This is a genomic window from Hyphomicrobium facile (assembly GCF_900116175.1).
Taxonomy (GTDB): domain Bacteria; phylum Pseudomonadota; class Alphaproteobacteria; order Rhizobiales; family Hyphomicrobiaceae; genus Hyphomicrobium_B; species Hyphomicrobium_B facile.
In genome coordinates, this window is record NZ_FPCH01000002.1 from 1087996 (window position 1) to 1110925 (window position 22930).

At 62.3% G+C, this 22930-nt stretch carries 22 protein-coding genes and 1 tRNA gene; 9 read left to right on the plus strand and 14 right to left on the minus strand.

The window, feature by feature from the left end; all coding sequences use genetic code 11:
* Positions 1–615 precede the first annotated feature (615 nt).
* Complete coding sequence (locus BM399_RS12010; protein ID WP_092867919.1) at positions 616–1080, minus strand: cupin domain-containing protein; 465 nt, start codon at positions 1078–1080, stop codon at positions 616–618.
* A gap of 347 nt (positions 1081–1427) precedes the next feature.
* Here BM399_RS12010 and BM399_RS12015 point away from each other — a divergent pair, with 347 nt between their 5' ends.
* Genes BM399_RS12015 through BM399_RS12030 form a run of 4 tightly spaced genes read left to right on the plus strand, consistent with a single transcriptional unit; the run spans position 1428 to position 3619 of the window.
* Positions 1428–1778, plus strand: a complete 351-nt coding sequence (locus BM399_RS12015; RefSeq protein WP_092868204.1) for an ArsR/SmtB family transcription factor — start codon at positions 1428–1430, stop codon at positions 1776–1778.
* A complete protein-coding gene (locus BM399_RS12020) occupies positions 1775–2260 on the plus strand; it encodes an SRPBCC family protein (RefSeq protein WP_092867920.1) in 486 nt (161 codons plus the stop codon). The genes BM399_RS12015 and BM399_RS12020 overlap by 4 nt, the downstream gene beginning before the upstream one ends.
* 48 nt (positions 2261–2308) lie before the next feature.
* Positions 2309–2971, plus strand: coding sequence for a DUF998 domain-containing protein (locus tag BM399_RS12025; protein WP_092867921.1), 663 nt, complete (start codon positions 2309–2311; stop codon positions 2969–2971).
* Between the two features lie 30 nt (positions 2972–3001).
* On the plus strand, positions 3002–3619 hold the full coding sequence (locus BM399_RS12030; protein WP_177228141.1) for a DNA-3-methyladenine glycosylase: 618 nt from the start codon (positions 3002–3004) through the stop codon (positions 3617–3619).
* 24 nt (positions 3620–3643) lie between these two features.
* On the opposite strand, the gene guaA is transcribed toward BM399_RS12030, so the two are convergent.
* From guaA to BM399_RS12045, 3 genes are all read right to left on the minus strand, one after another.
* On the minus strand, positions 3644–5191 hold the full coding sequence (gene guaA, locus BM399_RS12035; RefSeq protein WP_092867922.1) for a glutamine-hydrolyzing GMP synthase: 1548 nt from the start codon (positions 5189–5191) through the stop codon (positions 3644–3646).
* 132 nt (positions 5192–5323) lie between these two features.
* Positions 5324–5773, minus strand: a complete 450-nt coding sequence (locus BM399_RS12040) for a TspO/MBR family protein (protein WP_092868206.1) — start codon at positions 5771–5773, stop codon at positions 5324–5326.
* Between the two features lie 107 nt (positions 5774–5880).
* A complete protein-coding gene (locus tag BM399_RS12045) occupies positions 5881–7908 on the minus strand; it encodes an acyltransferase family protein (RefSeq protein WP_092867923.1) in 2028 nt (675 codons plus the stop codon).
* 144 nt (positions 7909–8052) lie between these two features.
* Between BM399_RS12045 and BM399_RS12050 the strand changes: the two genes are divergently transcribed.
* Positions 8053–8448, plus strand: coding sequence for an SET domain-containing protein (locus BM399_RS12050; protein ID WP_092867924.1), 396 nt, complete (start codon positions 8053–8055; stop codon positions 8446–8448).
* A 15-nt stretch (positions 8449–8463) separates the two neighbouring features.
* On the opposite strand, the gene BM399_RS12055 is transcribed toward BM399_RS12050, so the two are convergent.
* From BM399_RS12055 to BM399_RS12085, 6 genes are all read right to left on the minus strand, one after another.
* Positions 8464–9048 carry an SET domain-containing protein gene (locus BM399_RS12055; RefSeq protein ID WP_092867925.1) on the minus strand — a complete coding sequence of 195 codons (585 nt, stop codon included), beginning with the start codon at positions 9046–9048 and terminating at the stop codon, positions 8464–8466.
* 300 nt (positions 9049–9348) lie between these two features.
* On the minus strand, positions 9349–10638 hold the full coding sequence (locus tag BM399_RS12065) for an RsmB/NOP family class I SAM-dependent RNA methyltransferase (protein ID WP_092867927.1): 1290 nt from the start codon (positions 10636–10638) through the stop codon (positions 9349–9351).
* Positions 10639–10676: 38 nt separating this feature from the next.
* Positions 10677–11099, minus strand: a complete 423-nt coding sequence (locus tag BM399_RS12070) for an MAPEG family protein (protein ID WP_092867928.1) — start codon at positions 11097–11099, stop codon at positions 10677–10679.
* Positions 11100–11144: 45 nt separating this feature from the next.
* Positions 11145–12659, minus strand: coding sequence for an IMP dehydrogenase (gene guaB, locus BM399_RS12075; protein ID WP_092867929.1), 1515 nt, complete (start codon positions 12657–12659; stop codon positions 11145–11147).
* A gap of 301 nt (positions 12660–12960) precedes the next feature.
* Complete coding sequence (locus tag BM399_RS12080) at positions 12961–13635, minus strand: RlmE family RNA methyltransferase (protein WP_244531237.1); 675 nt, start codon at positions 13633–13635, stop codon at positions 12961–12963.
* 74 nt (positions 13636–13709) lie between these two features.
* Entirely contained in the window at positions 13710–15032 is a 1323-nt protein-coding gene (locus BM399_RS12085) for a Ppx/GppA phosphatase family protein (protein ID WP_244531203.1), read from the minus strand.
* A 262-nt stretch (positions 15033–15294) separates the two neighbouring features.
* Here BM399_RS12085 and BM399_RS12090 point away from each other — a divergent pair, with 262 nt between their 5' ends.
* The 3 genes from BM399_RS12090 to BM399_RS20950 all read left to right on the plus strand — a co-directional run bounded on the left by BM399_RS12090 (position 15295) and on the right by BM399_RS20950 (position 16709).
* Positions 15295–16017: a M15 family metallopeptidase gene (locus BM399_RS12090; RefSeq protein WP_244531204.1), complete on the plus strand. Its 723-nt coding sequence runs from the start codon at positions 15295–15297 to the stop codon at positions 16015–16017.
* A 242-nt stretch (positions 16018–16259) separates the two neighbouring features.
* A tRNA-Gln gene (locus BM399_RS12095) sits at positions 16260–16333 on the plus strand.
* A 61-nt stretch (positions 16334–16394) separates the two neighbouring features.
* On the plus strand, positions 16395–16709 hold the full coding sequence (locus tag BM399_RS20950; protein ID WP_143117817.1) for a c-type cytochrome: 315 nt from the start codon (positions 16395–16397) through the stop codon (positions 16707–16709).
* A 55-nt stretch (positions 16710–16764) separates the two neighbouring features.
* On the opposite strand, the gene BM399_RS12105 is transcribed toward BM399_RS20950, so the two are convergent.
* From BM399_RS12105 to BM399_RS12120, 4 genes are all read right to left on the minus strand, one after another.
* Positions 16765–19926 carry an efflux RND transporter permease subunit gene (locus tag BM399_RS12105; RefSeq protein WP_092867933.1) on the minus strand — a complete coding sequence of 1054 codons (3162 nt, stop codon included), beginning with the start codon at positions 19924–19926 and terminating at the stop codon, positions 16765–16767.
* Positions 19923–21383: an efflux RND transporter periplasmic adaptor subunit gene (locus BM399_RS12110; protein WP_092867934.1), complete on the minus strand. Its 1461-nt coding sequence runs from the start codon at positions 21381–21383 to the stop codon at positions 19923–19925. Before BM399_RS12110 ends, BM399_RS12105 begins: the two co-directional genes overlap by 4 nt.
* A complete protein-coding gene (locus BM399_RS12115) occupies positions 21380–21775 on the minus strand; it encodes a FixH family protein (protein WP_092867935.1) in 396 nt (131 codons plus the stop codon). Before BM399_RS12115 ends, BM399_RS12110 begins: the two co-directional genes overlap by 4 nt.
* 106 nt (positions 21776–21881) lie before the next feature.
* Positions 21882–22259 carry a hypothetical protein gene (locus BM399_RS12120; RefSeq protein ID WP_092867936.1) on the minus strand — a complete coding sequence of 126 codons (378 nt, stop codon included), beginning with the start codon at positions 22257–22259 and terminating at the stop codon, positions 21882–21884.
* Between the two features lie 298 nt (positions 22260–22557).
* Between BM399_RS12120 and BM399_RS12125 the strand changes: the two genes are divergently transcribed.
* The gene (locus tag BM399_RS12125; RefSeq protein WP_143117818.1) at positions 22558–22884 is read left to right on the plus strand and encodes a hypothetical protein; all 327 of its coding nucleotides are present in this window, start codon (positions 22558–22560) and stop codon (positions 22882–22884) included.
* Positions 22885–22930 lie beyond the last annotated feature (46 nt).

Consider the following 22930-nt stretch of genomic DNA (forward strand, 5'->3'; position numbering starts at 1 on the left):
GCGGAGCCGGCCGCTAGGCACGTAGGACTTCAACTGTCAGCGCGCATCGCGCAGCAGACCGGTCGCCAACTGCCGGAATGCGCAGACAGCCTTGTCCAATACGCTTGAGGGATCATCGGCTGCAGCGACCCAGAGTGCGGAAACAGCTCGACCATGCAATCGAGGCGGTGTTGACATCGCTGATCGCGTAGTTTCAATCGACATCGATGGCAAGTGTTGGGCGTCAAGCCGAAAACTTGCCAACGTCAGGAGAATGGGCTGGACCGTCGGCAGGTGCGCTTTGCGTATCAACGTGTCCAGCGCAACCAGAATCCTGACTGGAACCTGTAGAAGGAACGATCCTGCCCTCGCTGCGTCGTGCTCGCCCTGCAGGTTCCAATTTGTCGGTAGATGGGGCTGCGACTGCACCGGGCTCGTTCACAGCCGTGGCGTGACCATCTATCGAAAGAGCGGCGGCAGAATGGGCGTCCCCGGTGGAAGTCAACGGCTACACCCCGCCGCCGCTCGCTCTCACTAGGCTCACTCCCACTGGTCTCGCTCGACACGACGGGCGTGTTCGCTCGCAGCGTCGAGGATTGCCCTCTCGTGGATCACAGGCGGTGACCGGTGAACAGGTCAGGAATACGGGTTCGAGGCAGGAGCCCCGGTGCTGTTGGTCCATATGTCGTCGGGAAGAGAGCGGTCCCGATGACAGACTCGATCGTGGTCGGGATAGGTGATCGTATCGACAGGCGCGCGCGTGCCGACGATAAGACACCGAGTGGGGCGCGTACTGCGATTGTGCAGGTGATGGCCCACCGCCACACCCGCTTTGAAGGCGGCGGCATCGCCAGCCCGTAGTATCCTTTCGCTTTCGCCCTCGATCAGCGTTACTTCACCTTCCAACACATAGACCAGCTCATCCTCTGCGCTGTGCCAATGCGTGAGGGAAGACCGAGAACCTGGTTCGAGAACCTCTATGAGTGCGCCGAACTGCGTCAGTCCCGCGGCTTCGCTGATCCAGAATGTGCGCGCCGGGCCGCAAACATTATCCGGCTCGCGATCCTCATGGACAAACTCCTTAGGCGTCATTGCGGGCATCGGCAGTCTCCTGGACATTCCAATATGACATCGAAGGTATCTAACGGCATGACGTCTCGGAAGTAGAACTCCTCTGCTTCGTGCCGCTGTCGTTCCCAAGGATCGATTGCCCCCTCGCGCGCCAGCAGGCTTCGATGATTGCTGCGCCCAGCTGGCCCGCGCCAGAGTCGATTTGCCCGCGCCGCTTCGGCCTCCCCTCTCTCTTGCGACAATGCCCGACGCCCCAGGAGGGCAACACAAGACGCGGGCTTGCCAAGCGCGGCGGCCGCCTGTATTGCTATACTTAGGATTCTACCTAAGTATAGGAATTGATGTGGGGCGGGTCTCGCTCCGCTCGGATCGAAGACATGATGCATTCCGCCAGTACCCAACCGGAAATCGACCAGATCTTCCGCGCGCTGTCCGATCCCACGCGCCGTGACGTCGTCGAGCGACTGAGCGCCGGGCAGGCCTCGGTCAGCGAGCTGGCCGCGCCCTATGCGATGGCGCTGCCCTCGTTCGTCGAACACCTGCGCGTGCTCGAGGGCTGCGGGCTGGTCACGTCACGCAAGAAGGGTCGGGTGCGCACCTACAGCCTGGCCCCGCAGCAACTGAAATTCGCCGAAGACTGGCTTGGCCGGCAGCGCAGGCTCTGGGAAGGCCGCCTCGATCGTCTCGACGCCTACTTGCTCAAATTGAAAAAGGAGAAGCCCCAGTGAGCGTGATCAAGATCAATCCCAAGCTCGACCTCGTGCTCGAGCGCGAGATCGACGTCCCAGTCGAGTTGGTCTGGATCGCCTGGACGACACCTCGCCACCTCAAGGAATGGTTCGTACCGAAGCCCTGGACGATCAGCCGCTGCGAGATCGACCTGCGCCCCGGCGGCGCCTTCAACACGACGATGCGCTCGCCCGAGGGCGAGGAGTTCCCCAACGACGGCTGCTTTCTGGAAATCGTCGAGCACCGGCGCCTCGTCTTCACCGACGCGCTGCTGCCGGGATTCCGTCCGTCCGAAAAGCCGTTCTTCACCGGTGCCCTGCTGCTCGAGCCGCACGGCCAGGGCACCAAGTACACCGCCATCGCCCTCCACGGCACCGAGGAAGTCCGCAAAAATCACGAGGGGATGGGCTTCCACGATGGCTGGGGCACGGTCGCCGGCCAGATGGTCGACTATATCAAGGGCGGGAAGATCTCGCACTGATCGGGCCTGCTGGGGTCAGCATTTTCAGCATTTCATGGAAGGACTGTCATGCCTGTGGACCTGACCATCGATCGCCTTCTTCTCGCCGGCGTGGCTGCCGCGCTCCTGTTTTTCGCCGTTCCGACGGTCGCGATTTTCCGGCGTCCGGGATTCGACATCGAGCGCCATGCGATCAGCATGCTGAGCCTTGGTGAGGGCGGCTGGGTGATGAAGGCGGTCTTCCTGGTGTCCGGCCTGCTCACGTTCCTCTGCGCGCTCGGCCTCTACCGCGTTTTGGCGCAGGGATGGCCCGGCTTCACCGCTGCGATCCTGATCGGCCTCTTTGGCGTGGGTCTCGTCCTCGCGGGGCTGTTCGATGCACCTGCGGGATTGGGTTTTCCCCCAGCAGCCGGTGATGACCCCCGGCGCCGTCGTTCACAGCATGGCATTCATGATCGCGTTCGGCGGTCTGATCGCATCGTGTTTCGCCTTCGCGCTGCACTTCTTCCTGGCGGAGCAGTGGCTGCCGGCCTCGATCAGCGCCGCCGTCGGCATCGCCCTGCCGGCACTGATCGCCCTAAGCATCTCGCTCACGATATCGCCGGGCATCGCCTTCTACTGGGCGTCGATGCTGGGCTGGGCGTGGCTCGCCGCGATCGTGCTTACGCTCACTCGGGCCGCCTGAGCCGCCAAGGCCCGAACGGGCTAGCTGCGCAAGCCGCTCAAGCTTAAGCCGACAGCGTATATGACCGAGCGACTGCCTTGAAATCTAACCGACACACAGATGGCCACCCGCTGCTCGCACGCGCGGATCTGCCGAGCGATACGGCATCTCTCGCCCGCTATCTCATCGGTAAGATCGTGGTGCGCGAGCTTTCTGATGGCGTCGTCAGCGGCCGTATTGTCGAGACCGAGGCTTATATCGTCGGCGACGCCGCGGGGCATGCCTACCGGGGAATGACCGCGCGTAATGCTTCGCTGTTTCTCGAGCGTGGGCACGCCTATATTTATTTCGCGTACGGCAGCTCATACATGCTGAATGTCTCGAGCGAGACGCGCGGGATCGGAGCCGGCGTTCTGATCAGGGCGCTCGAACCGCTCGAAGGAATCCCGATCATGCGAGTCAATCGCGGTATCGAGCGCCTACGCGACTTGGCGCGCGGACCTGGAAGGCTGGCTGCAGCTCTGCGCATTGACCGTCGGCTCGACGGCCTCGATCTTTGCCGAAAGGGTGCTTTATGGCTCGGACGTGGTGACCCCGAGCCCGGCGAAATCGGGCAGAGCATTCGGATCGGCATTACGCGGGATGCGGACCGCCCCCTGCGATTTTATCTTCGCGACAGTCCGTTTGTCAGCGGTTCAAGGTCTCTCAATAAATAAGAGCCCCACGGGCGCTCCAACCCTCTATTCCCACTCAATCGTGCCGGGGGGCTTTGAGGTTACGTCGTAGACGACGCGATTGACGCCGCGGACTTCGTTGATGATCCGCGTTGCGACGCGGCCGAGGAACGCCATGTCGAAGTGGTAGAAGTCCGCCGTCATGCCGTCGACGGAGGTGACGGCGCGAAGTCCCAGCACGTGATCGTAGGTTCTGCCGTCGCCCATGACGCCGACGGTGCGCACGGGCAGAAGAACGGCGAAGGCCTGCCAGATGGCATCGTAAAGACCGGCGCGGCGGATCTCGTCGAGATAGACGGCATCGGCCTTGCGCAAGATCTCGAGCTTCTCGCGCGTGATCTCTCCGGGGATGCGGATCGCGAGGCCCGGTCCTGGGAACGGGTGGCGGCCGACGAAGGCTTCTGGCAATCCCAGTTCACGGCCGAGCGCGCGGACCTCGTCCTTGAAGAGTTCGCGCAGCGGCTCGACGAGCTTCATGTTCATGCGCTCGGGCAAGCCGCCGACGTTATGGTGCGACTTGATCGTGACGGAGGGGCCGCCCGTGAAAGAGACGCTTTCGATGACGTCGGGGTATAGCGTTCCTTGAGCCAAGAATTCGGCGCCGCCGATCTTCTTCGCTTCCGCTTCGAAGACGTCGATGAAGTGCTTGCCGATTGTCTTGCGCTTCGTCTCCGGATCAGAAACGCCCTCGAGTGCTTTCAGGAACTGCTCGGAAGCGTCCACGTGGACGAGCGGAATGTTGTAGTGATCGCGGAATAGGCCGACGACCTCGTCCGCCTCGCCGAGCCGCATCAAGCCATGATCGACGAACACGCACGTCAATTGCTCGCCGATCGCCTCGTGGATGAGGACGGCCGCGACGGCGCTATCGACGCCGCCCGACAAACCGCAGATGACACGGCCTTTGCCGACCTGGCGGCGGATCTTGGCGATCATCTCGCGGCGGTAGGCCGACATCGTCCAGTCGGACTTCAGGCCCGCGATCTTGTGCACGAAGTTGGCGATGAGCTTGGCGCCATCGGGCGTGTGCACGACTTCCGGGTGAAACTGCACGGCGTAGAAGTGCCGCTTCTCATCGGCGACGGCCGCGAACGGAGCGTTTTGGCTGGTCGCGATGACTTTGAAGCCTTCGGGCAAGCGCGTGACGCGGTCGCCATGGCTCATCCAAACCTGATGGCGTTCGCCAGGCGCCCACGCGCCGTCGAACAGCGGGCTTGAAGTCTCGATTGAAAGGAAGGCGCGACCGAATTCCCGGTCGTGGCCGGTCTCGACCTTGCCGCCGAGTTGCTCGGCCATCGTCTGCTGGCCGTAACAGATGCCGAAGACCGGGACGCCCGAGGCGAAAACGGCGTCGGGTGCGCGCGGGGAATTTTCCTCGGTTACGGACGCGGGTCCGCCCGACAGGATCACAGCCTTGGGCTTCAGCTTCGCGAACGCCTCAGCGGCGTTCTGAAACGGGTGGATTTCGGAATAGACACCGGCCTCGCGCACGCGTCGCGCGATGAGCTGGGTCACCTGGCTTCCAAAATCGATGATGAGAACGGCGTCGGTCAAAGTCGGGGCGAGCCTCTGTTCAGGGCCATCCCCTACGCGAAGACGGCGGCTGCCGCAACGCCTGCCTCACGCCTCACGCTGCGACAGTGAGGCCCGCGGGTGCGGACGGTGCCATCAACGCCGAAAGCCGTTTCAATTCAATTGCCAAACAGCGAAGTTAAGATATGCGGCGAACGAGACCCAGGCGAGATACGGCAGGAAGAGGTAGCTCGCCCGGCGATCGATCGGCCACGCCAGGGCTATGAAGGCCGCGATCGCGAGCCAGAGCGCGGCGATATCGACGAGTGCCAGCAAAATGTCGTGGCGGCCGAACATCACGTACGACCAGAGCGCGTTGAGGATCAGGCCGGAGCCCCAAACGACGAGAGCCGGGGTGATGCCGGCGGCTCTCCACGTCAGCCATCCCGCGAGGGCTATCGCGATGTAGAGGATGGTCCATGCCACCGGGAAAGCCCAGTTGGGCGGGGTCAACGCTGGCTTCGCGAGCGCCGCATACCATTCGCCCGGCATGAATGACGCGCCGGACGATGCCGCGACCATCACGATCAGCGCAAAAATTACCAGTGACCCAATGTCCCGCAACAGCTCGGCTCCCAATTTCTTCTGATCTCTCGTGACGGCAGGCGGCGAAATTCTTTCGCCTCAGCGATTGAACGCATAACTCCACTGTCTGGATGCGCTGAGAAACATCAAGACGGAGGGACTGGCGGCGCCTCTTCGAGTTCAGGGAATTTGATGAACCGCCCCAAAAGCTCGGCGCCGAACTTATTGACGTGGGCGCCATTCTTATAGAGCAGGACGCCGTCCATCACTGGGGAGCATCGTTGCTCCTGACACATAAAATCGGATGGCACGGAAACGCTTACGAGAGGGTTGGCGGCTGCGACCCGGAGCAATGCTGCGTTGGATCTCTTCAGTTCTTTGAGTGCCTCCGCCTTCGGCTTGCCGCATGTTGCAGCGTCCCGGCGATCTTCAATCGCTCCAACGATGCAGCGAACGGGCAGCGGATCGTATATCGGGATTTGACCGATCATCACAACCTTGATGCCGCGATCGGTGAATGTCCGCACGGTCCTCTCCAATGCGGTATCGAAATTGAGTTTGGAGCTTCCGGCGGGATCGGCCGAATTCGCATCCCGGGCAGCCGCGGCGTTCACGAGCCGCAGCCACTTTTCCCAGTAGCCCGAGATGACCACGATCTTCAGCTTTGGATTCAGCTCGACGAATTTTTTGGCCTCGGTCTGATAGGAGGCGCATTCGGCGGTCTTGTCCTCGGTTTCGGCAGGGATTGGAACGTCGAACAGCAACGCGCAGCCGCCGTTCGTTACTTGCCGTCCGGCGAGATTGCGATCTTCGGCGTACTTGGTGACGAGCGGCGCCCAATGATCTCCCATGGAGTCGCCGAAAAGGGCGAGTTCATAGGAGCCGCCGGGGTCGCGCTTTTTTCCAAAATTGCAGACGTCGTCATTGGCGAACACGTTCTCGAAGCCATCGCATTGCATTCGAACCGGGTTGCCGGCAACGAGCTGGCTCAATACGTGCCGGGAGTCCGCCGTGTATCGATTGGGGAAACCCTTCATGCCTTTGATGGCGCCGGCGAGCGTCGCCATGATCGCGACGCACGACAGCGCCGCGACGACGAACTTCCCGTCGGACAAGCTCCATGTTGCCACGTTTTTTGAAGTCGCATCCGCGGGCCGGCGCGATTTGCGAAACGGCTGCTCGACCCAACGCCACGAAAAAACGGCCATGGCCACGCTGATTGCGACGATGAGAGAGGCCTCGCCAGCATCCAGCGGCCGCTCGAGCCGATAGCTCGCGAGTGCGATGAGCGGCCAATGCCACAAATAAAGCGAGTAGGAAATCAGTCCCACTAACACCAAGGGCCGGTAGCTGAGCAGGCGCGTCAACAGCACATTCTGCGACATGCAGCCGGCGATGATGGCAACGGTGCCGAAGCAGGCCGGTGCGGCGGACAGCCCCGGGAAATTCGAATGCGGACTGAGCAGGAGAAAGCTCGCAAGAACGGCGACGATGCCGGCGATGCTCAAGGCTTCGCTTGCGGCTCGTCCAAGCTTCATTTCAGAGGCGACGAGTGCCAGAGCCGCGCCGGTGAGCAGCTCCCAGGCGCGGGAGGGCAGCATGAAGAATGCGAATTCCCGGTCGACCGAAACCTTCGCTTCAGCGAACCACAGCGATGCGCCAAGCGACAACAGCACTAAGCCGAGGATGGTGCGTTTCGACAGAAACGGCGAAGCCAGCATCAAGATGAGCGGCCACGTCAGATAGAACTGGTCTTCGACGGCGAGCGACCAGGTGTGCAGGAGCGGCTTCTCAAGTGCGGGGGCCGAGAAATATCCGCCTGTCAGGTAGAAAAAGACATTCGAGAAAAGACCAACAAACGCCAGAAGACTGCGCCCGTAGTACCAGAACGCATCCGGCAGCAGAATGAATGCCGAGAGCAATGTCACGACGACGATGCAGGCAAATGCCGCTGGCAGTAGCCGCCGGGCGCGCCGGACGAAAAAGCGATAAAGGGAAAATGTGCCGTCCGATATTTCGGTGACGACGAGCGATGTGATCAGGAATCCCGAGATAACGAAAAAAACATCGACGCCGGCGAAGCCGCCCGTGATGACACCCGGAAAAGCGTGGTACGCGACGACGGCGATTATCGCCAGGGCCCGCAACCCATCGACAAACGGCAGATAGATCATCCCCCGGTCCCGCTCCGATGGCTGCCTCTCGGGCTTTTCGGGCGATAAGAATGGGCGGGCCGGCGGCAGTCAACTGGTTCCCACGAGAAACGGGACACTGGTGATGTTTTTGCGAGGGGCGATGCGAGTTGGAGACGCTTGTGCATGCTAATGGTGAAAACACGGCTGGGCGTCAGCGCTATTGCAGGGATTGGCTTATTCGCGGATCAAGATATCCCCAAGGGGACTGAAACGTGGCGGTTCATGCGCCATTTCGACAGGCTGCTGACGGAGCGCGAGATCGACAGCCTGCCGGAGCCTGCGCGCTCGAGCATTCTCGATCATACCTACCTTGATGCGGCGAGCGGCTTATTCGTGCTCTGTGCCGACAATGCGCGCTTCATGAACCATGCGGACGAGCCCAACACGGCGGGCGTCCACGAGAAGGGTGCGATCGAGGGGTACGACATCGCCATTCGCGATATTCGCGCGGGTGAAGAGATGACCTGTGACTACCGCACGTTTGATGCGCACGTGGGAGTGAAGCTCGGCGGCAAATAGCGGGTTCTAGCCCGCTTACTCGCCCGGGATGACGGCGGGCTCGATGGATTTCCGCGCGGAACGCCGGCGCTTGGCGGCGAGAGCCCGCATCGCTTCGGCAGCCAAAATGCGACGCTGCAGGTAAGGCGAGAAATAGCCCGCGTAGCGGCGCCAAAGATCCGACCGCATCCAGTCGTCTCCCGACACGTTGCCGCGGCAGTGGGGCGAGCCGCAGGAGCACGCGAACTCGTCGTAGGGAGATCCGTCGCTCGTCGCGTAGTCGTAGGTGATTTCCTCGCCTGGCCCGATATCGCGCATGGCGACGAGCGTAATCTGGCCGGAGAGACCGGAATTCGGATCACAGCTGTGATTGACGTAATCCGGCGGCTCACAGTCAGAAAGCGAGACGAGGTACTGGTTTTCCTCGACTTGCAGTGAATAGCGCCGAACCGTCTGAGGCATCTCGTTCAATTCCTCGCCGGTGACGAGCGTGCCGCTCCAGACGACGATCAGTTCGCCCTTGGCGATGGCGTCCCGCGCGACGACGGTGTGGCCGCCGCGATCGGGTGTCGGATGAACTTCGCATTTGGGAGTGAGGAAAGAGTGGGGCCTGCCGCTCATTCAATGACCTCAATTGGCCTCACGAGCGTGGGCACGGCGTGATCGCGGAAAGCGAACCATGACACCTGTCCCTCGATTTGCTGGTAGCCGTCAGCAAACGTCGCATCAGATAGTTTCGTCGCGCGCGATGTCAACGGCGAAAAGTAGGCATTTGCATGATGAAAGCGCGCCGACAATTATGTCTTGGTCGCGCGGGCGGAAAAAATGTTCCGAGAAGAGCTGAATACTGACGATATTCGGCATTCGCCGGCGGGAGGGCGCGGCAGCGTCCCTCCACTGATCAATCCACAGAAACTTCGCTCACGCCTTGCGCGAGAGGACGGCGATGAAGAAGCCGTCGGTCCCGTGCCGGCCCGGCGTCAGCAGAATCGAATCGGACCGGCCATCGGCCGACGGCGGAAGTTCGCCAGAGGCCGCGTCCCAAAGTCCGGCGGCGGGGACGGGTGTCAAAGCGGGATTCTCCTCGAGAAAACGCGCGATTTGCTCGGTGTTCTCCTCGGGAAGCAGTGTGCACGTGACATAAACCAGCCGGCCGCCGGGCTTCACCAGTGCTGCCGCGCGCTTCAGAACAGTCCGCTGTTCATCCGTTCGCGCCTTCAGCGCTTCAGGCTTCACGCGCCACTTGGCGTCCGGACGCCGCCGCCACGTGCCCGTTCCCGTGCACGGCGCATCCGCGAGGACGACGTCGAAGCGGGGACCGAGGCCATCGACCGCGGCTTCGTCTCCGGCTCTCAGCACCTGCAGATTGCGAACGCCCGCGCGCTTTACCCGTTCGAAGATGGGCTTCAGCTGGTTGCGATCGTGGTCGTAGGCATAGAGCTGACCGGTATTCTGCATCAGCGCCGCAAGCGCCATCGTCTTGCCGCCGGCACCGGCGCAAAGATCGAGCACCTGCTTCCTCGGTCCGGCGCCGGAGAGGAGAGCAGCGATCTGCGAACCCTCGTCCTGAATTTCGAACCAGCCCGCCTGGAACGCCGCTTCGGCTTGCAGGTTTGGCGTGCGCTGCGCGCCGACGGGCGGCGGCACTCGGACGCCGATCGGAGAAATGGGGCACGGCTCGGCGCCGAAGCTTGCGAGCGCTTTCAGGACCTTTTCGCGCGTGGACTTCAGGGTGTTCACTCGCAGGTCGGCCGGCGCGCGGCGAGCCATCGCCTGGCCTTCGGCGACGGCGCGATCTCCGAACTGGGCGGAAAATGCCGGCCACAGCCATTCGGGAATGTCGGCTTTGACGTAGTCGGGCGCCTCGTCCAGCGGACGTGTCAGGCCGAGCCGCTCGGCCTCGGTCAAGGGCTCGGGCGAATGATCCGAGCCGTCGCAAGCGGCGATGACAGCCTCCGGCGTCAGATCCAACGCCGAGGAGGCAGCGCCGATGGCGAGCGCGCGCGGCGTGTCTGATCCCAGCGCCCAGGCGATCGACGCGCGGCGGCGCAGGGCGTCATAGACCATCCCGCCGATGGCGTTGCGGTCGCCGGAACCGGCGAAGCGGTGCGCCTTACCCCAATCGGTCAAGGCCATGGAAACGGGTTGATAGCGATTGAGGATCTGTTCGAGAACCTCGATCGCGGCCGCGATACGTGCGCCGGGCTTCATGCAGTGATCATTTCAAGTGCCAGTTTCGGATGCCGGTCTCAGGTACCGGTCAGGATTTTTATCGCGAAGACGATCCACATCGCGATCAGCGCCGCCGCTCCGAGGCCGTAAATGCCTCCGCGATGGCTGACGTTGTTGTACGTCACGTGGATGTAGGCGTGGACGATGCGCATGATGACGAAAAGCCACGCCAGCGTGAGCAGCAGCACGTCGCCGGTCTTGGTGATCAAGATGAAGGCGACGACTGCGTAAAAGAGGACCGGGAGCTCGAACTGGTTTCTGAAGGCGTTGGCATACTGCGTCACCTTCTTCGGCCACCCCGGCTCACCGAGCGCGATGTCGCCGGATCGGACTTCGCCGCTGCTGAGGCATCTGGTACGCGTGACCGCCATCATGATGAGGACCACGAAAGTCAGCCCCACTTGGACGAATACCGGCAGCAGGAAATCAGTGACTGTCATCCTTGTCCCCCTCGCCGGCTTTGCGCGAACGTCCTTCTCATTACCTCAGCTGCCGACGCCCGGATAGTTCGGACTTTCGCGGGTGATCATGACGCCATGGGCATGGCTTTCACGAATTGCGGCTGGAGAAATGCGAACGAACTTCGCGCGCTTCTGCAGCTCGGGGATCGTCTTGGCGCCGAGGTAGCCCATGCCGGCGCGCAGTCCGCCGACGAGCTGGTGAACGACGGCCTCCATCGGCCCCTTGTAAGGAACCTGACCCTCGATGCCTTCCGGGACGAGCTTCAGCGTGTCGCGCACTTCGGCCTGGAAGTAGCGGTCTGCCGAGCCGCGCGCCATCGCGCCGACCGAGCCCATGCCCCGGTAGGATTTGTAGGTTCGTCCTTGATAAAGGTACGTCTCGCCCGGCGCCTCGTCGGTGCCGCCGAGAAGCGATCCGATCATGACGCAGGACGCGCCCGCTGCGATCGCCTTCGCGATATCGCCGGAAAAGCGAATGCCGCCGTCCGCGATGACGGGAACGCCCGAGCGCGAGGCTTCCTTCGCGCAATCCATAACGGCCGTGAGCTGCGGAACGCCGACACCCGCCACGATGCGCGTCGTGCAGATCGAGCCCGGGCCAATACCGACCTTGATTGCGTCGGCTCCCGCGGCGATCAAGGCTTTGGTTGCATCGGCGGTTGCGACGTTGCCGGCGATGACCTGGACGCTGTTCGACTGGTGCTTGATGCGCGCGACGGCCTCGATGACCTTCGCGGAGTGGCCGTGCGCGGTATCGACGACGATCACGTCGCAACCGGCGGCGATAAGGCGCTCGGTCCGCTCGAAGCCATCTTCGCCGACCGTCGTTGCGGCAGCGACGCGCAAGCGTCCCTGAGCATCCTTCGACGCGTTCGGGTGCTTTGCCGCCTTCTCAATGTCCTTGACGGTGATGAGGCCGATGCAATTGCCGGCGTCATCGACGACGATCAGCTTTTCAATGCGGTTCTGATGGAGCAGGCGCTTCGCTTCTTCCTGGGAAACGCTGCGCTTGACGGTGACCAGATTTTGCTGGGTCATCAACTCGGAGACCGGCTGATCCAGTCTCGTTGCAAATCGGACGTCGCGGTTCGTCAGGATACCGACGAGCTTGCCCTTTCCGGCGCTGCCGTCGGCTGCTTCGGTTCCGCCAGAAACGACCGGAACACCCGTGACACCCTTATCGGCCATCAGCTTCAGGGCTTGGCGCAACGTTTTTTGGGGTGCGATCGTCACCGGGTCGAGGACGATGCCGCTTTCGTAGCGCTTCACCAGACCGACGTGGCGCGCCTGCTCTTCGATGGTGAGGTTGCGGTGGATGACGCCGATGCCACCCTCCTGGGCCATCGCGATCGCCAGCCTCGCCTCGGTAACGGTGTCCATCGCCGACGACAGAAGGGGAATGTTCAGGCGGATGGACTTGGTCAATTGCGTCGAGACGTCCGCCTGTCCCGGCATCACGTCGGACGGCCCGGGGACGAGCAGCACGTCATCAAAAGTAAGCGCGATCCCCGAATCGAGCGCCGATAGGCTCGAAGTCATGCGGACTTCTCCAAATTTGGGGGGGCGACACGTTCGGGCCCCCTGGGGCGGAACATTGTCGCGGGGTCTATAGCACCAAGGTTCCGCGCTTGGAAGCGTCCCTAGCCGCGTCAAATGGGGATTGCGCTAACCAATTAACAGAGAGCGTAAACGCCAACCGTCATTGCGGTGTCGCAGGACGCTGCCAGATTGCTCCCACGGGGTTCAAAGCCCCCATGAGATTCGCTTCGAATTCGGGCTGTTGGCGGCGCTCAAAGCGTAATCCCCTCCGGCCTGAGGTAAGCAAGCCAGCGTGAAGCCGTCAGCCGGCCTCTGGCTCCGTCCGTCCTCGAAAGCCCGTTGCCAGCACGTAAAGTTCCGAGCTTTCAGCGCGGCTTGCCGGTGGCTTGACGTGGCGCACCGTCTTGAAGTCGCGCTTCAAGGCGTCGAGCAGGTCGCGCTCAGTGCCTCCTTGAAAAACCTTGCAGAGGAAGACGCCGCCGGGCTCCAGCACGTCGGCCGCAAAGGCGGCGGCGGCTTCAGCGAGCCCCATGATGCGCATGTGATCGGTCTTGGCGTGGCCGACGGTCGGCGCGGCCATATCCGACAGGACGACATCGGCCCGCCCACCCCGCAGGTGCGATTTCAGAAGGTCTTCGGCGTTCGGATCGGTGAAATCCATTTCGATGATCTCGACGCCGGTGATGGGCTCGAAATTCAAGTAGTCGATGGCGACGACCTGGCCTTTGCCCTCCGCAGCCTTGACGCGCTCGGCTGCCTCCTGCGACCAGCCGCCGGGTGCCGCCCCAAGGTCGATGATCCGCTGACCGGATTTCAGGAAATGATATCGCGCATCGATCTCACGCAACTTGTAGGCCGCACGCGAGCGCAGCCCTTCCCGCTTCGACGCCGACACGTAGGGATCGTTCAACTGGCGTTCGAGCCAGCGCGCAGACGAAACGGAGCGCTTGCGCGCCGTCTTGACGGTCGTGCGCATCTGGCGCTGACCGCCGCTCAGGCTGCTCGCGCGATTGCCGCTGCCGCCCTTTTTGTTGCCCTTGTCTGCCACGATTATTTAACGCCGTTTGACTGCTTCGAACGTCCACGCCGGCGACGTCCGGCACGCCAGACACCGTCTTCCATCATCAATCGCATCAAAATGCCTTCTCTAAGTCCGCGGTCGGCTACCCTCAGGCGCTCCGCGGGCCACTGCTTCAGTATCGCGTCGAGGATCGCGCATCCGGCAAGAACGAGATCGGCCCGTTCCCGTCCGATGCAGGGCTGCATAACGCGCTCTTCGTAGGTTTGTCCGAGAAGCGTCGACGTTACGTCGTCGATGTCGGAGTTGTCCAACCAGATTCCATCGACGCGCTTGCGATCGTAGCGTTCGAGCCCGAGCTTCACGCCTGCTATCGTCGTAACCGTTCCGGATGTGCCGAGGAAGTGGACGGACTTGCCAGCCATCTGCTCGGAAAATCGATGCTTCGCTTCGAACGGCACGAGCAGTTCGGTCACTGCACGCGACATTGACTTGAACGTTGCCGGGGTGACGTCACGGCCGCCGTAGTGCTCCGCCAATGTCACGACACCCACGGGCAAAGATTCCCATGCGACGATCGCATCGTTGACGTCGGAGCGTCCGGTTAGCACATCGCGGCGGGTACCGAGCCGCGTCATATCAAGCCAAATGATCTCCGACGAGCCGCCGCCGATGTCGAACACCAGAACGTAATCCGCGGCGGCATCGATCAGCGTCGCGCAACCCGCCACAGCCAAGTGCGCTTCGAGTTCCGGCGTCAGTATCTCGATGTCGAGATCGAAGATGTTTTTGACCTTATTGACGAAGGCGGGTCCGTTGTCGGCGACCCGGCAGGCTTGCGTCGCGACGAGACGTGTCCGCGCAACATGATGACGTTGCAATTTGCCGGCACAGATCTTCAGAGCATCCAGCGTGCGGTTCATCGCCAGCTCGGAAAGACGGCCCGTCTGGCTGACACCTTCACCGAGGCGAATAATGCGTGAGAATGCGTCCACGACGCGAAAGCCGCGCCGCGACGGGCGCGCCACAAGCAGGCGGCAATTATTGGTGCCGAGGTCGAGCGCGCCGTAGATCTGTTCGCCGGGATGATCCGGTCCGACGGCGAAAGCCCGCTCATCGAAGCTCTGGCGCTGCCACTCGTTCGGGCTGTCGCGCCACGGCGACGACGCCAACCGGTTCGACAACACGCCGGGCGCCGCACGGTTTCTTTGGCGAAACTGGCGCTCGCCGCCGTTGATGCCGCTAGTCACCGGCGCTAATTTTTCTCGCCCCGGGGCAATGCCGACGTCGTCGTCAGAGCTGTCTGGGGGTCCTGCGCCGTCAGACCGGTCAGGACCTGAGTGTTCAGGCTTCAACGTCGTTCTCCAGGACCTGGTATAGCATCAGCTTGCCGCGGTGCAGCCGAGCTCGTCAGGCCGTTTAATCTGGACCTCTGTTGGGTCGAGTGTAGCAGGTCGCGTCCCGCCGTAAAGCTCTGGCGGGGCATCGCTTAACGATGCGAAGCAAGCGGAGCGTTATTTTGTCTGAACCGGCCGCGTTTTATCGATGCTGAGGCGAAATAGAATTTTACTCGCTCTATTTGCCGCGACGGGACTTTTCCGAGTTGCCTCGCCGACCTTGGCGGACAGCCTCGGCAATGGTGAAATCGCGTCTCGTCTGCAATCGGCGTATCCCGCATTCGTCTCGGGCGTCGAAGGGAACGAGGTCGTCTTTAAAGACGGCTCGAGACTTCCACTTTCTGACGGCCGGGACAAACCGTTCGACGCGTGGCTTGCCGATCCCGATATCAGAGACATGTTTCGATTTAAGTATCCGCGCGGCGCACCAGCTCTTCCTCCAGCCCGCGACTTCGATCCCGGCCGCGCGCGCAACGCCCAGTTCTTTTCGAAGATCTATGGCGACTGCCGAAAGCCCGGATTCGGTTCGTCGCTGACGACGATCACCTGGCTCCCTTCGAAGGCCGCACAACATATCCAGATTTCGCGGTTGAACGGCGTTGCGGAACATCTCAGCGCGGTTAGCCGCGAGCTCGATGCGCTTCCGGCGAAATTCGATGTGTTTCTCGTTCCCGCCGCCGGAGGTTATGTGTGCCGACCGATCGCGGGGACCGCCCAGCGCTCGGGTCACGGCTATGGCATCGCGATCGATGTCGCGACGAGACGCTCTCACTACTGGCGGTGGGCAAGTGGCGGTCCGGGCGGTGGCCACTACCGGAACGACATTCCGATGGAGATCGTCGACATCTTCGAGAAGCACGGGTTCATCTGGGGCGGGCGGTGGTACCATTACGATACGATGCACTTCGAATACCGGCCTGAACTGCTGCCCCCACAAAAGTAGCTTCAGCTGCGCCGGCACCACTCCCCGCGAGCCGCGCTTTTCCACCGCCGAAAAGTTGGCGCTCAAACCCTGCGTCCGCCACGCTCGCCCACCAAATTGCGGGCTTTGACGCCGATTGGTCGCTCTCAATCTTCAAAAGACTGCCCCGCGACGGGAAGACCATGGATGGCGAGCTTGCAGACATCGGAGGCTGCTGCTATGACCCGCGCTCCGGCGGCCAACGGTCCGTCCGATCCCGGCTTTGGGGGATCGTCTAATGGTAGGACTGCAGACTCTGACTCTGCCTGTCTAGGTTCGAATCCTAGTCCCCCAGCCACCTAGTCTTGCCCCAGATTCCGTCTATACCCGCTGCCGCCCTTGTACCTACGGAGGAGAGCATGCGACGATCCTGGCACGCGGCAACCTTAGGATTGCTATTCCTTATTAATCCGGAACCGGGCGGCGCAGCCGAGAGTGAAGCCGGCAGGGCGTTGCTGGAAAAAAACTGTGGCCGTTGCCATGCGTTGGCTCCGGGGACGCCAAGTCCGCTCAGCCAAGCGCCGAACCTCTGGATCGTCTTGCGTTCCTATCCATCCGAGCGGCTTGAGTTTGAACTATCCGAAGGGATCGGCTCAAGACACAAAGACATGCCGCAGATTCAGTTCTCATCAGAGGAAATCCAAAAGATTGAAGATTACCTCGCTAAGGAATAGTCGATTATTCCGCGACGCTTCCTATGCAGACTTCGCCCCGCCCTACCGACGTCGATCATCGCCGTTCCTCCGCCTTTTCCTGCCGATGGACGCGGTCCGGCGCCTTGGCCGGCAGCCGCCAGCCTTTCACCAAGCCGTAGATCGCCGGGATGACGATCAGAGTCAGGAGCGTTGATGAGATCATGCCGCCGATCATCGGCACGGCAATGCGCTGCATCACTTCCGAGCCAGCGCCTGTGCTCCACATGATTGGCAGCAGACCGGCCATGATCGCCACAACCGTCATCATTTTCGGCCTTACGCGCTCCACGGCGCCCACCATGATGGCGTGGTGAAGGTCCTCGCGGGTAAATGGCCTGCGCTCACGCAAGCATTCGGCTTGGATCTCGCGCTTGGCGTTGTCGAGATAGATCAGCATCACCACACCGGTCTCGGCGGCGACGCCGGCCAACGCGATGAATCCCACCGCCACCGCGACGGAGAGGTTGAAGCCCAGCCACCACATCAGCCAGAAGCCGCCGACCAGTGCGAACGGCAGTGACAGCATGACGATAAGGGTTTCGGTGAGGCGCTGAAAGTTGAGGTAGAGCAGCAGGAAGATGATCATCAGCGTCACCGGCACGACCAGCTGCAGGCGAGCCTCCGCGCGTTCCATGTACTCGAACTGGCCGCTCCACACGAGGTAGGTCCCCGTGGCCAGCTTCACTTGCGTCTCCACGGCCTTCTTCGCGTCGGCGATGTAGCCGCCGAGGTCGCGGTCGCGGATGTCGACGTAGACATAGGTAGCGAGCTTGGCATTCTCGGTGCGGATGCTGGTGGCGCCCTTCGTGAGCCGGATGTCGGCGACCTCGCCCAACGGCACCGTGCCGCCGCCCGGAAGCGACACCAGGACGTCCTTGGCGATGGCTTGCGGATCGGAGCGCAAGTCGCGCGGGTAGCGAATAGCGACCGTATAGCGTTCGCGGCCTTCGACGGTGGTCGTGACGGGCTCAGCGCCGAGTGCCGTCGATACCACGTCCTGCACGTTGGAGACCATCAGTCCGTAGCGGGCCAGCCGCTCGCGGTTGGGGACGATCTCGAGGTAATAGCCGCCCAATATTCGTTCGGCGTAGGCGCTGGATGTGCCTGGGACCGATTTGAGAACGGCTTCGACTTGGCGGGCGACGCCATCCATCTCTGCCAGGTCTTTGCCGATGACCTTGATGCCCACCGGCGTCCTGATGCCGGTCGATAGCATGTCGATGCGGGCCTTGATCGGCATCGTCCAGGCATTGGAGACGCCGGGGAACTGCAGCGCCTTGTCCATCTCGGCGATGAGGCTGTCGGTAGTGACGCCGGGGCGCCATTCCTCCTTCGGCTTCAGATTGACGATGGTCTCGAACATCTCGGTCGGCGCCGGGTCAGTTGCCGTTTGAGCGCGACCCGCCTTGCCGTAGACAGACGCGACCTCCGGAAACGACTTGATGATGCGGTCCTGCATCTGCAGCAGCTCGGCTGATTTGGTAATCGAGAGCCCCGGTAGCGTCGTCGGCATGAACAGGAGCGTGCCCTCGTTGAGGTTGGGCATGAACTCACTGCCGACCTTAGTCACCGGCCATACCGACGTCGCGAGCACCGCGCCGGCTATGACGATGGTCAGCGTCTTAGCCTTCAGCACGCCCTTGATCACCGGCCGATAGATGGCGATGAGAGCGCGATTGATGGGGTTCTTGGCCTCGGAAATGATCCTCCCGCGCACAAAGACGACCATCAACGCCGGAACCAGGGTCACCGAGAGCACAGCAGCCGCAGCCATGGCGAAGGTTTTGGTGAAAGCGAGGGGCCCGAACAACCTGCCCTCCTGCGCCTCGAGGCTGAAGATCGGAAGGAACGACACCATGATGATCAGCAGCGAGAAGAACAGCGCCGGCCCGACCTCAGTCGCGGCTTCGACCAGGATCTCGAGTCGCGGCTTGCCCTTGGGCGCGCGCTCCATATGCTTATGGGCGTTCTCGATCATGACGATCGCCGCGTCGATCATCGCGCCGATGGCGATGGCGATGCCGCCAAGGCTCATGATGTTGGAGCCTATTCCGAGCGACCGCATGGCGAAAAAGGCCATGAGGATGCCGACCGGCAGCATCAGGATGGCAACCAGCGCGCTGCGCAAGTGCAGTAGGAAGATAATGCACACCGCCGCGACCACGAGACTCTCCTCGAGCAGCGTTTTCTTCAGGGTCTCAATGGCGTGGTGGATGAGTTCGGAGCGGTCGTAGACCGGCACCACCTGCGTTCCGGACGGCAATGACGGCGCGATCTCCTTCAGCCGTTCCTTGACGTTGTCGATGACGGTGAGCGCATTAGCGCCCGAGCGCTGCAGCGCGATGCCGCTCGCCACCTCGCCCTCGCCGTTGAGCTCGCCAATGCCGCGCCGTTCGTCGCCGACGATTTCCACGCTCGCGACGTTTTTCAACAAGACCGGCGTTCCTCCATCGGCCTTGACCACGATGTTCTCGAGGTCTTGCACGCCCTTGAGGTAGCCTCGGCCGCGCACCATGAACTCGTGCTCGGCCAGCTCCAACGTCCGCCCGCCGACGTCAATGTTGTTGCTGCGGATGGCGTCGCGGATCTTATCGAGCGGGATGTTGAAGCTTCTGAGGCGGCTCGGGTCCACCGTCACGCTGTATTGCTTGACGAAGCCGCCGATGCTCGCGACCTCGGCCACGCCTTCGGCCTTGGAAAGCCCGAAGCGTACCTCCCAATCCTGCATCGACCGCAGCTCGGCGAGCGACTTGTCCTTGGATTGCAATGCGTACTGATAAACCCAGCCCACGCCGCTGGCGTCGGGGCCGAGCGTAGGCGTGACGCCAGCAGGCAAGCGCTTGGCAGCGGCGTTGAGGTATTCGAGCACGCGCGAACGCGCCCAATAGATGTCGGTGCCGTCCGCAAAGATCACGTAGACGAACGAGACGCCGAAGAACGAGAACCCCCGTACGACTTTGGAGCGCGGCACAGTCAGCATCGAGGTGGTGAGGGGATAGGTGACCTGGTCCTCGACCACCTGCGGCGCTTGCCCCGGATACTCGGTATACACAATGACCTGCGTGTCCGAGAGGTCGGGGATGGCGTCGAGCGGCAGCGTCCTGACCGCCCAGATGCCCGCCACAACGGCGAACGCCGTGGCAATGAACACCAGCATCAGGTTCCGGGCCGACCAGCCGATCAGACGCGCGATCATCGGTTGGCCTCCGGGGTTGACCCAGTCTGGAAGCCTTTCAGTGCGGATTGGAGATTGCTTTCCGAGTCGATCAGGAAGTTGCCGTTGACGACGACATGGTCGCCCTCGGACACCCCGCTCGTGAGTTCGACGACACCGTCGCCCCGGTGCCCCACCTTCACGTCCCGCGGCTCGTAGCGGCCTTCGCCCAGATCGCGGAGCACGACCTGGCGGTTGCCGCTGTCGATGACGGCGCTGGACGGCACGATAAGCGCTGGCTCCTTGCCGCCGGTGGCGATCTGGACTTCGCCGTACATGTCGGGAAGCAGGGCGCGGTCGGCGTTCGGCATCTCGATGCGGACCTGAACGGTCCGGGTTTCCTTCATCAGGTGCGGATAGATGACTCTTACCGTGCCTTTGAAGGTGCGGCCGGGGTGGGCGCGCGTGGTAACCGTCACCGCTTGGCCCGGTTCGACTGCGCCGATGTCGCTTTCGGCGACGTTCGCCATCATCCAAACCATCGAGTGGTCGGCGATGCGGAAACCGACGTCGCCCGCCTTAAAGCCCTGGCCATCGCTCCAATTGCGTTCGAGCACGTCGCCGCTGATGGGCGCGCGGATGGTGAAGGTGTCCGGCACGCGGCGCTCGCTCTTCACCTGGTCCATGAATTCCTCGGGCACACCGAGATTTTGCAGGCGGCGTGTAGCGCCGACGACGCCCGCAGGGCCCTTGAGGCCCGGAGGAGACGCGGCCTCGTCGCTGCGGGTCCAGCCCGAGTTCTCCTCGACGAGCAATCGCGCGGCCTGGTCAAGCACGGCTTGACCGAACACCGTCGCCAGCACGTCGCCGGCCTTCACATGGGTACCCGTCGTGACGTCGCCGACCTTGACGACATAGCCGTCGAACTTCGGCGCCACCACCGCGATGCGGCGCTCGTCGAGCGCGGCGACGCCCGGTGCCTGGATGGTGCGCGTTAGTCGCCGCTTGATGACGGCAACGGTCTCGACGCCGGTGCGCTGGATCTTGCCGGGAGAGACTTTCACCGATCCATCGTCGCTGTCCTCGCCCTCGTAGACGGGGATGTAATCCATACCCATGGAGTCTTTCTTCGGTACCGGCGAGGTGTCCGGCAGCCCCATCGGGTTGCGATAGAATTTGATCTTCCGTTCGGCGCCGGGAACGGAGGCGTGCGCTTTCTGCGTCTTGGGCTTCGGTTCGAACGACACGTCCTCGCTGGCGTGGACCGCGACGTAGGGTGCACCGCCGTCGGTGTTGCGCGGCGCCAGCGAATAGAACGGCTTCCCGTCGGGGTCGCGGTAATAGATCACCGGGCCGGTTGGTTCCGCACGTGGTGCGTTTATGGCCGCCGTGGGATGTGGCGGCAGGTGGAGCATGCCGTTCTGGCCCACCCAAACTCCGGCTCCCGCCGCAGCGATGATTGCTGCGACGGAAACCAACCCCTTGCTCAGGGCGCTCATTGGAGGGCCTTGATGATGAGCTTGTTCTCGACCGTCCCGGTTTCACCTTGCACCTTGGCGCCGAGCGACAGGGCCCAGTCGCCCGCCATGCCGAGATACGTCTTGAATCGGTAGACGCCGGGCGCGGTCGAATCTTCTGGGTCCAGGGGAGCGGTCATCTCCTCCATACCGTCTGGACCCATGTCGATGCGTTTGGCGAAGATCACAGCGTCGCCTACGGCACGGCCCGATGGTTTGTGCACGAGCTTGACTGAGATTACCGCCGCGCCCTGCTTCACTTCCTTGTCAAGCAGCTGGAACTCGTAGTCCTTGGAATCGGCCAGAGCCGAACCGGCCATGCCCATGAAAAGCGCGAAGCCGACGGCAAGCGCGCGCAATGAATGACGTTGCATATCGAATGTCTCCTGATGTCTCGAACCTGCGCACAGCCACTATGGCGCGCGCGCATGCAGGCCGCGGCGCAAGCCGCAGCGACTGCTCACGCCCGATGGGCGCGGGTCAGAGACTCGGAGGTCGAAGGAGAGGCGGGATCAGCGAGCTCGGCGGCACTGCATAGATCGCGGGCGCCACGCGATCGGCGATGACATCGCCATGCAGTCCGGCTTCTGATACCGGGGCCGGCAAAGGCTGGAAGCACTTAACCAGACAGTTGCCCATCTCGGGGCAGACTTTCTGAGGACAGTTCGGGCAAACCTTCTTCATCTTCTTGTGGCAGGGCATCTCGTCGCCCTGTGCAGGCATCGCCTCGGAGGCCGACGCGGCCTTGCCCGGCATCGCGTACGCGTAGGTTGCGGCGAGCGGCATCGAAAGCAACGCGCCGAACATGGCGAGCAGCCCCAAGAAAACGAACCAGCGATGGTAAAAACTGTGCCTCATCGCAGATTAGGCTGCCATAGGATGGCCGTCGCGGCAATGAGGTTGCGGCGATTTAGATAACTTCGGGTTCCGTCTCGCTTTTCATGTAGCTGCCGCAGAACAGATACTCGACATTTATCGGGGTGAACATGCAGTCTTCGACGGCACCTCAGCGAGCCGTCAGCGCAAATTTGTGCAGTGCGTTTGACGCACAAGGTCGCCCGACTGTTCCTCCTCCCCCAGTTTGAGTTCGCCGTGCGCAAAGTCAGTACCGCGCGTGTGTGCTTTCATTCGATCACTTAGAATGGAGGAAAATATCATGGGCATCATTCTGGTGGTTGCCATCGCGTCGTCCCAGCTTCTTTATAAAGCGGAAGTCCCGACCTTCGGCTGCAATACGACGGGAACGATAACCGAGCTCCAATACCTTCGGGTCGACGAGAAGGCGTTTCAGACTCTTCTTGCACAGAAGGTGGCACTCGGCGATTGCGTGGAATTCATGAAGGGATCCGAAGTCCAAGCGTCCCCCGTTGAAGTCGATCCAACGGTCCTACGGGTGCAGACCGAGATTGATCCGCCTGGCTATCTAGCACCCTCGTCGGATTTTAAGCCCAAGGACCCTAATGAGGGAGCGGAAGCCAAATAAGCTGCTGCTGGGCAAGACCGCATAAATAACACGTAGCGCGACCCCG

Coding starts and splice junctions, on each gene's coding strand:
- BM399_RS12010 (WP_092867919.1), bottom strand. CDS start 1,080: ATGCCCGCAATGACGCCTAAGGAGTTTGTCCATGAGGATCGCGAGCCG.
- BM399_RS12015 (WP_092868204.1), top strand. CDS start 1,428: ATGATGCATTCCGCCAGTACCCAACCGGAAATCGACCAGATCTTCCGC.
- BM399_RS12025 (WP_092867921.1), top strand. CDS start 2,309: ATGCCTGTGGACCTGACCATCGATCGCCTTCTTCTCGCCGGCGTGGCT.
- BM399_RS12045 (WP_092867923.1), bottom strand. CDS start 7,908: ATGATCTATCTGCCGTTTGTCGATGGGTTGCGGGCCCTGGCGATAATC.
- BM399_RS12050 (WP_092867924.1), top strand. CDS start 8,053: ATGCTAATGGTGAAAACACGGCTGGGCGTCAGCGCTATTGCAGGGATT.
- BM399_RS12055 (WP_092867925.1), bottom strand. CDS start 9,048: ATGAGCGGCAGGCCCCACTCTTTCCTCACTCCCAAATGCGAAGTTCAT.
- BM399_RS12065 (WP_092867927.1), bottom strand. CDS start 10,638: ATGAAGCCCGGCGCACGTATCGCGGCCGCGATCGAGGTTCTCGAACAG.
- BM399_RS12070 (WP_092867928.1), bottom strand. CDS start 11,099: ATGACAGTCACTGATTTCCTGCTGCCGGTATTCGTCCAAGTGGGGCTG.
- guaB (WP_092867929.1), bottom strand. CDS start 12,659: ATGACTTCGAGCCTATCGGCGCTCGATTCGGGGATCGCGCTTACTTTT.
- BM399_RS12080 (WP_244531237.1), bottom strand. CDS start 13,635: ATGCGCACGACCGTCAAGACGGCGCGCAAGCGCTCCGTTTCGTCTGCG.
- BM399_RS20950 (WP_143117817.1), top strand. CDS start 16,395: ATGCGACGATCCTGGCACGCGGCAACCTTAGGATTGCTATTCCTTATT.
- BM399_RS12105 (WP_092867933.1), bottom strand. CDS start 19,926: ATGATCGCGCGTCTGATCGGCTGGTCGGCCCGGAACCTGATGCTGGTG.
- BM399_RS12110 (WP_092867934.1), bottom strand. CDS start 21,383: ATGAGCGCCCTGAGCAAGGGGTTGGTTTCCGTCGCAGCAATCATCGCT.
- BM399_RS12115 (WP_092867935.1), bottom strand. CDS start 21,775: ATGCAACGTCATTCATTGCGCGCGCTTGCCGTCGGCTTCGCGCTTTTC.
- BM399_RS12120 (WP_092867936.1), bottom strand. CDS start 22,259: ATGAGGCACAGTTTTTACCATCGCTGGTTCGTTTTCTTGGGGCTGCTC.
- BM399_RS12125 (WP_143117818.1), top strand. CDS start 22,558: ATGGGCATCATTCTGGTGGTTGCCATCGCGTCGTCCCAGCTTCTTTAT.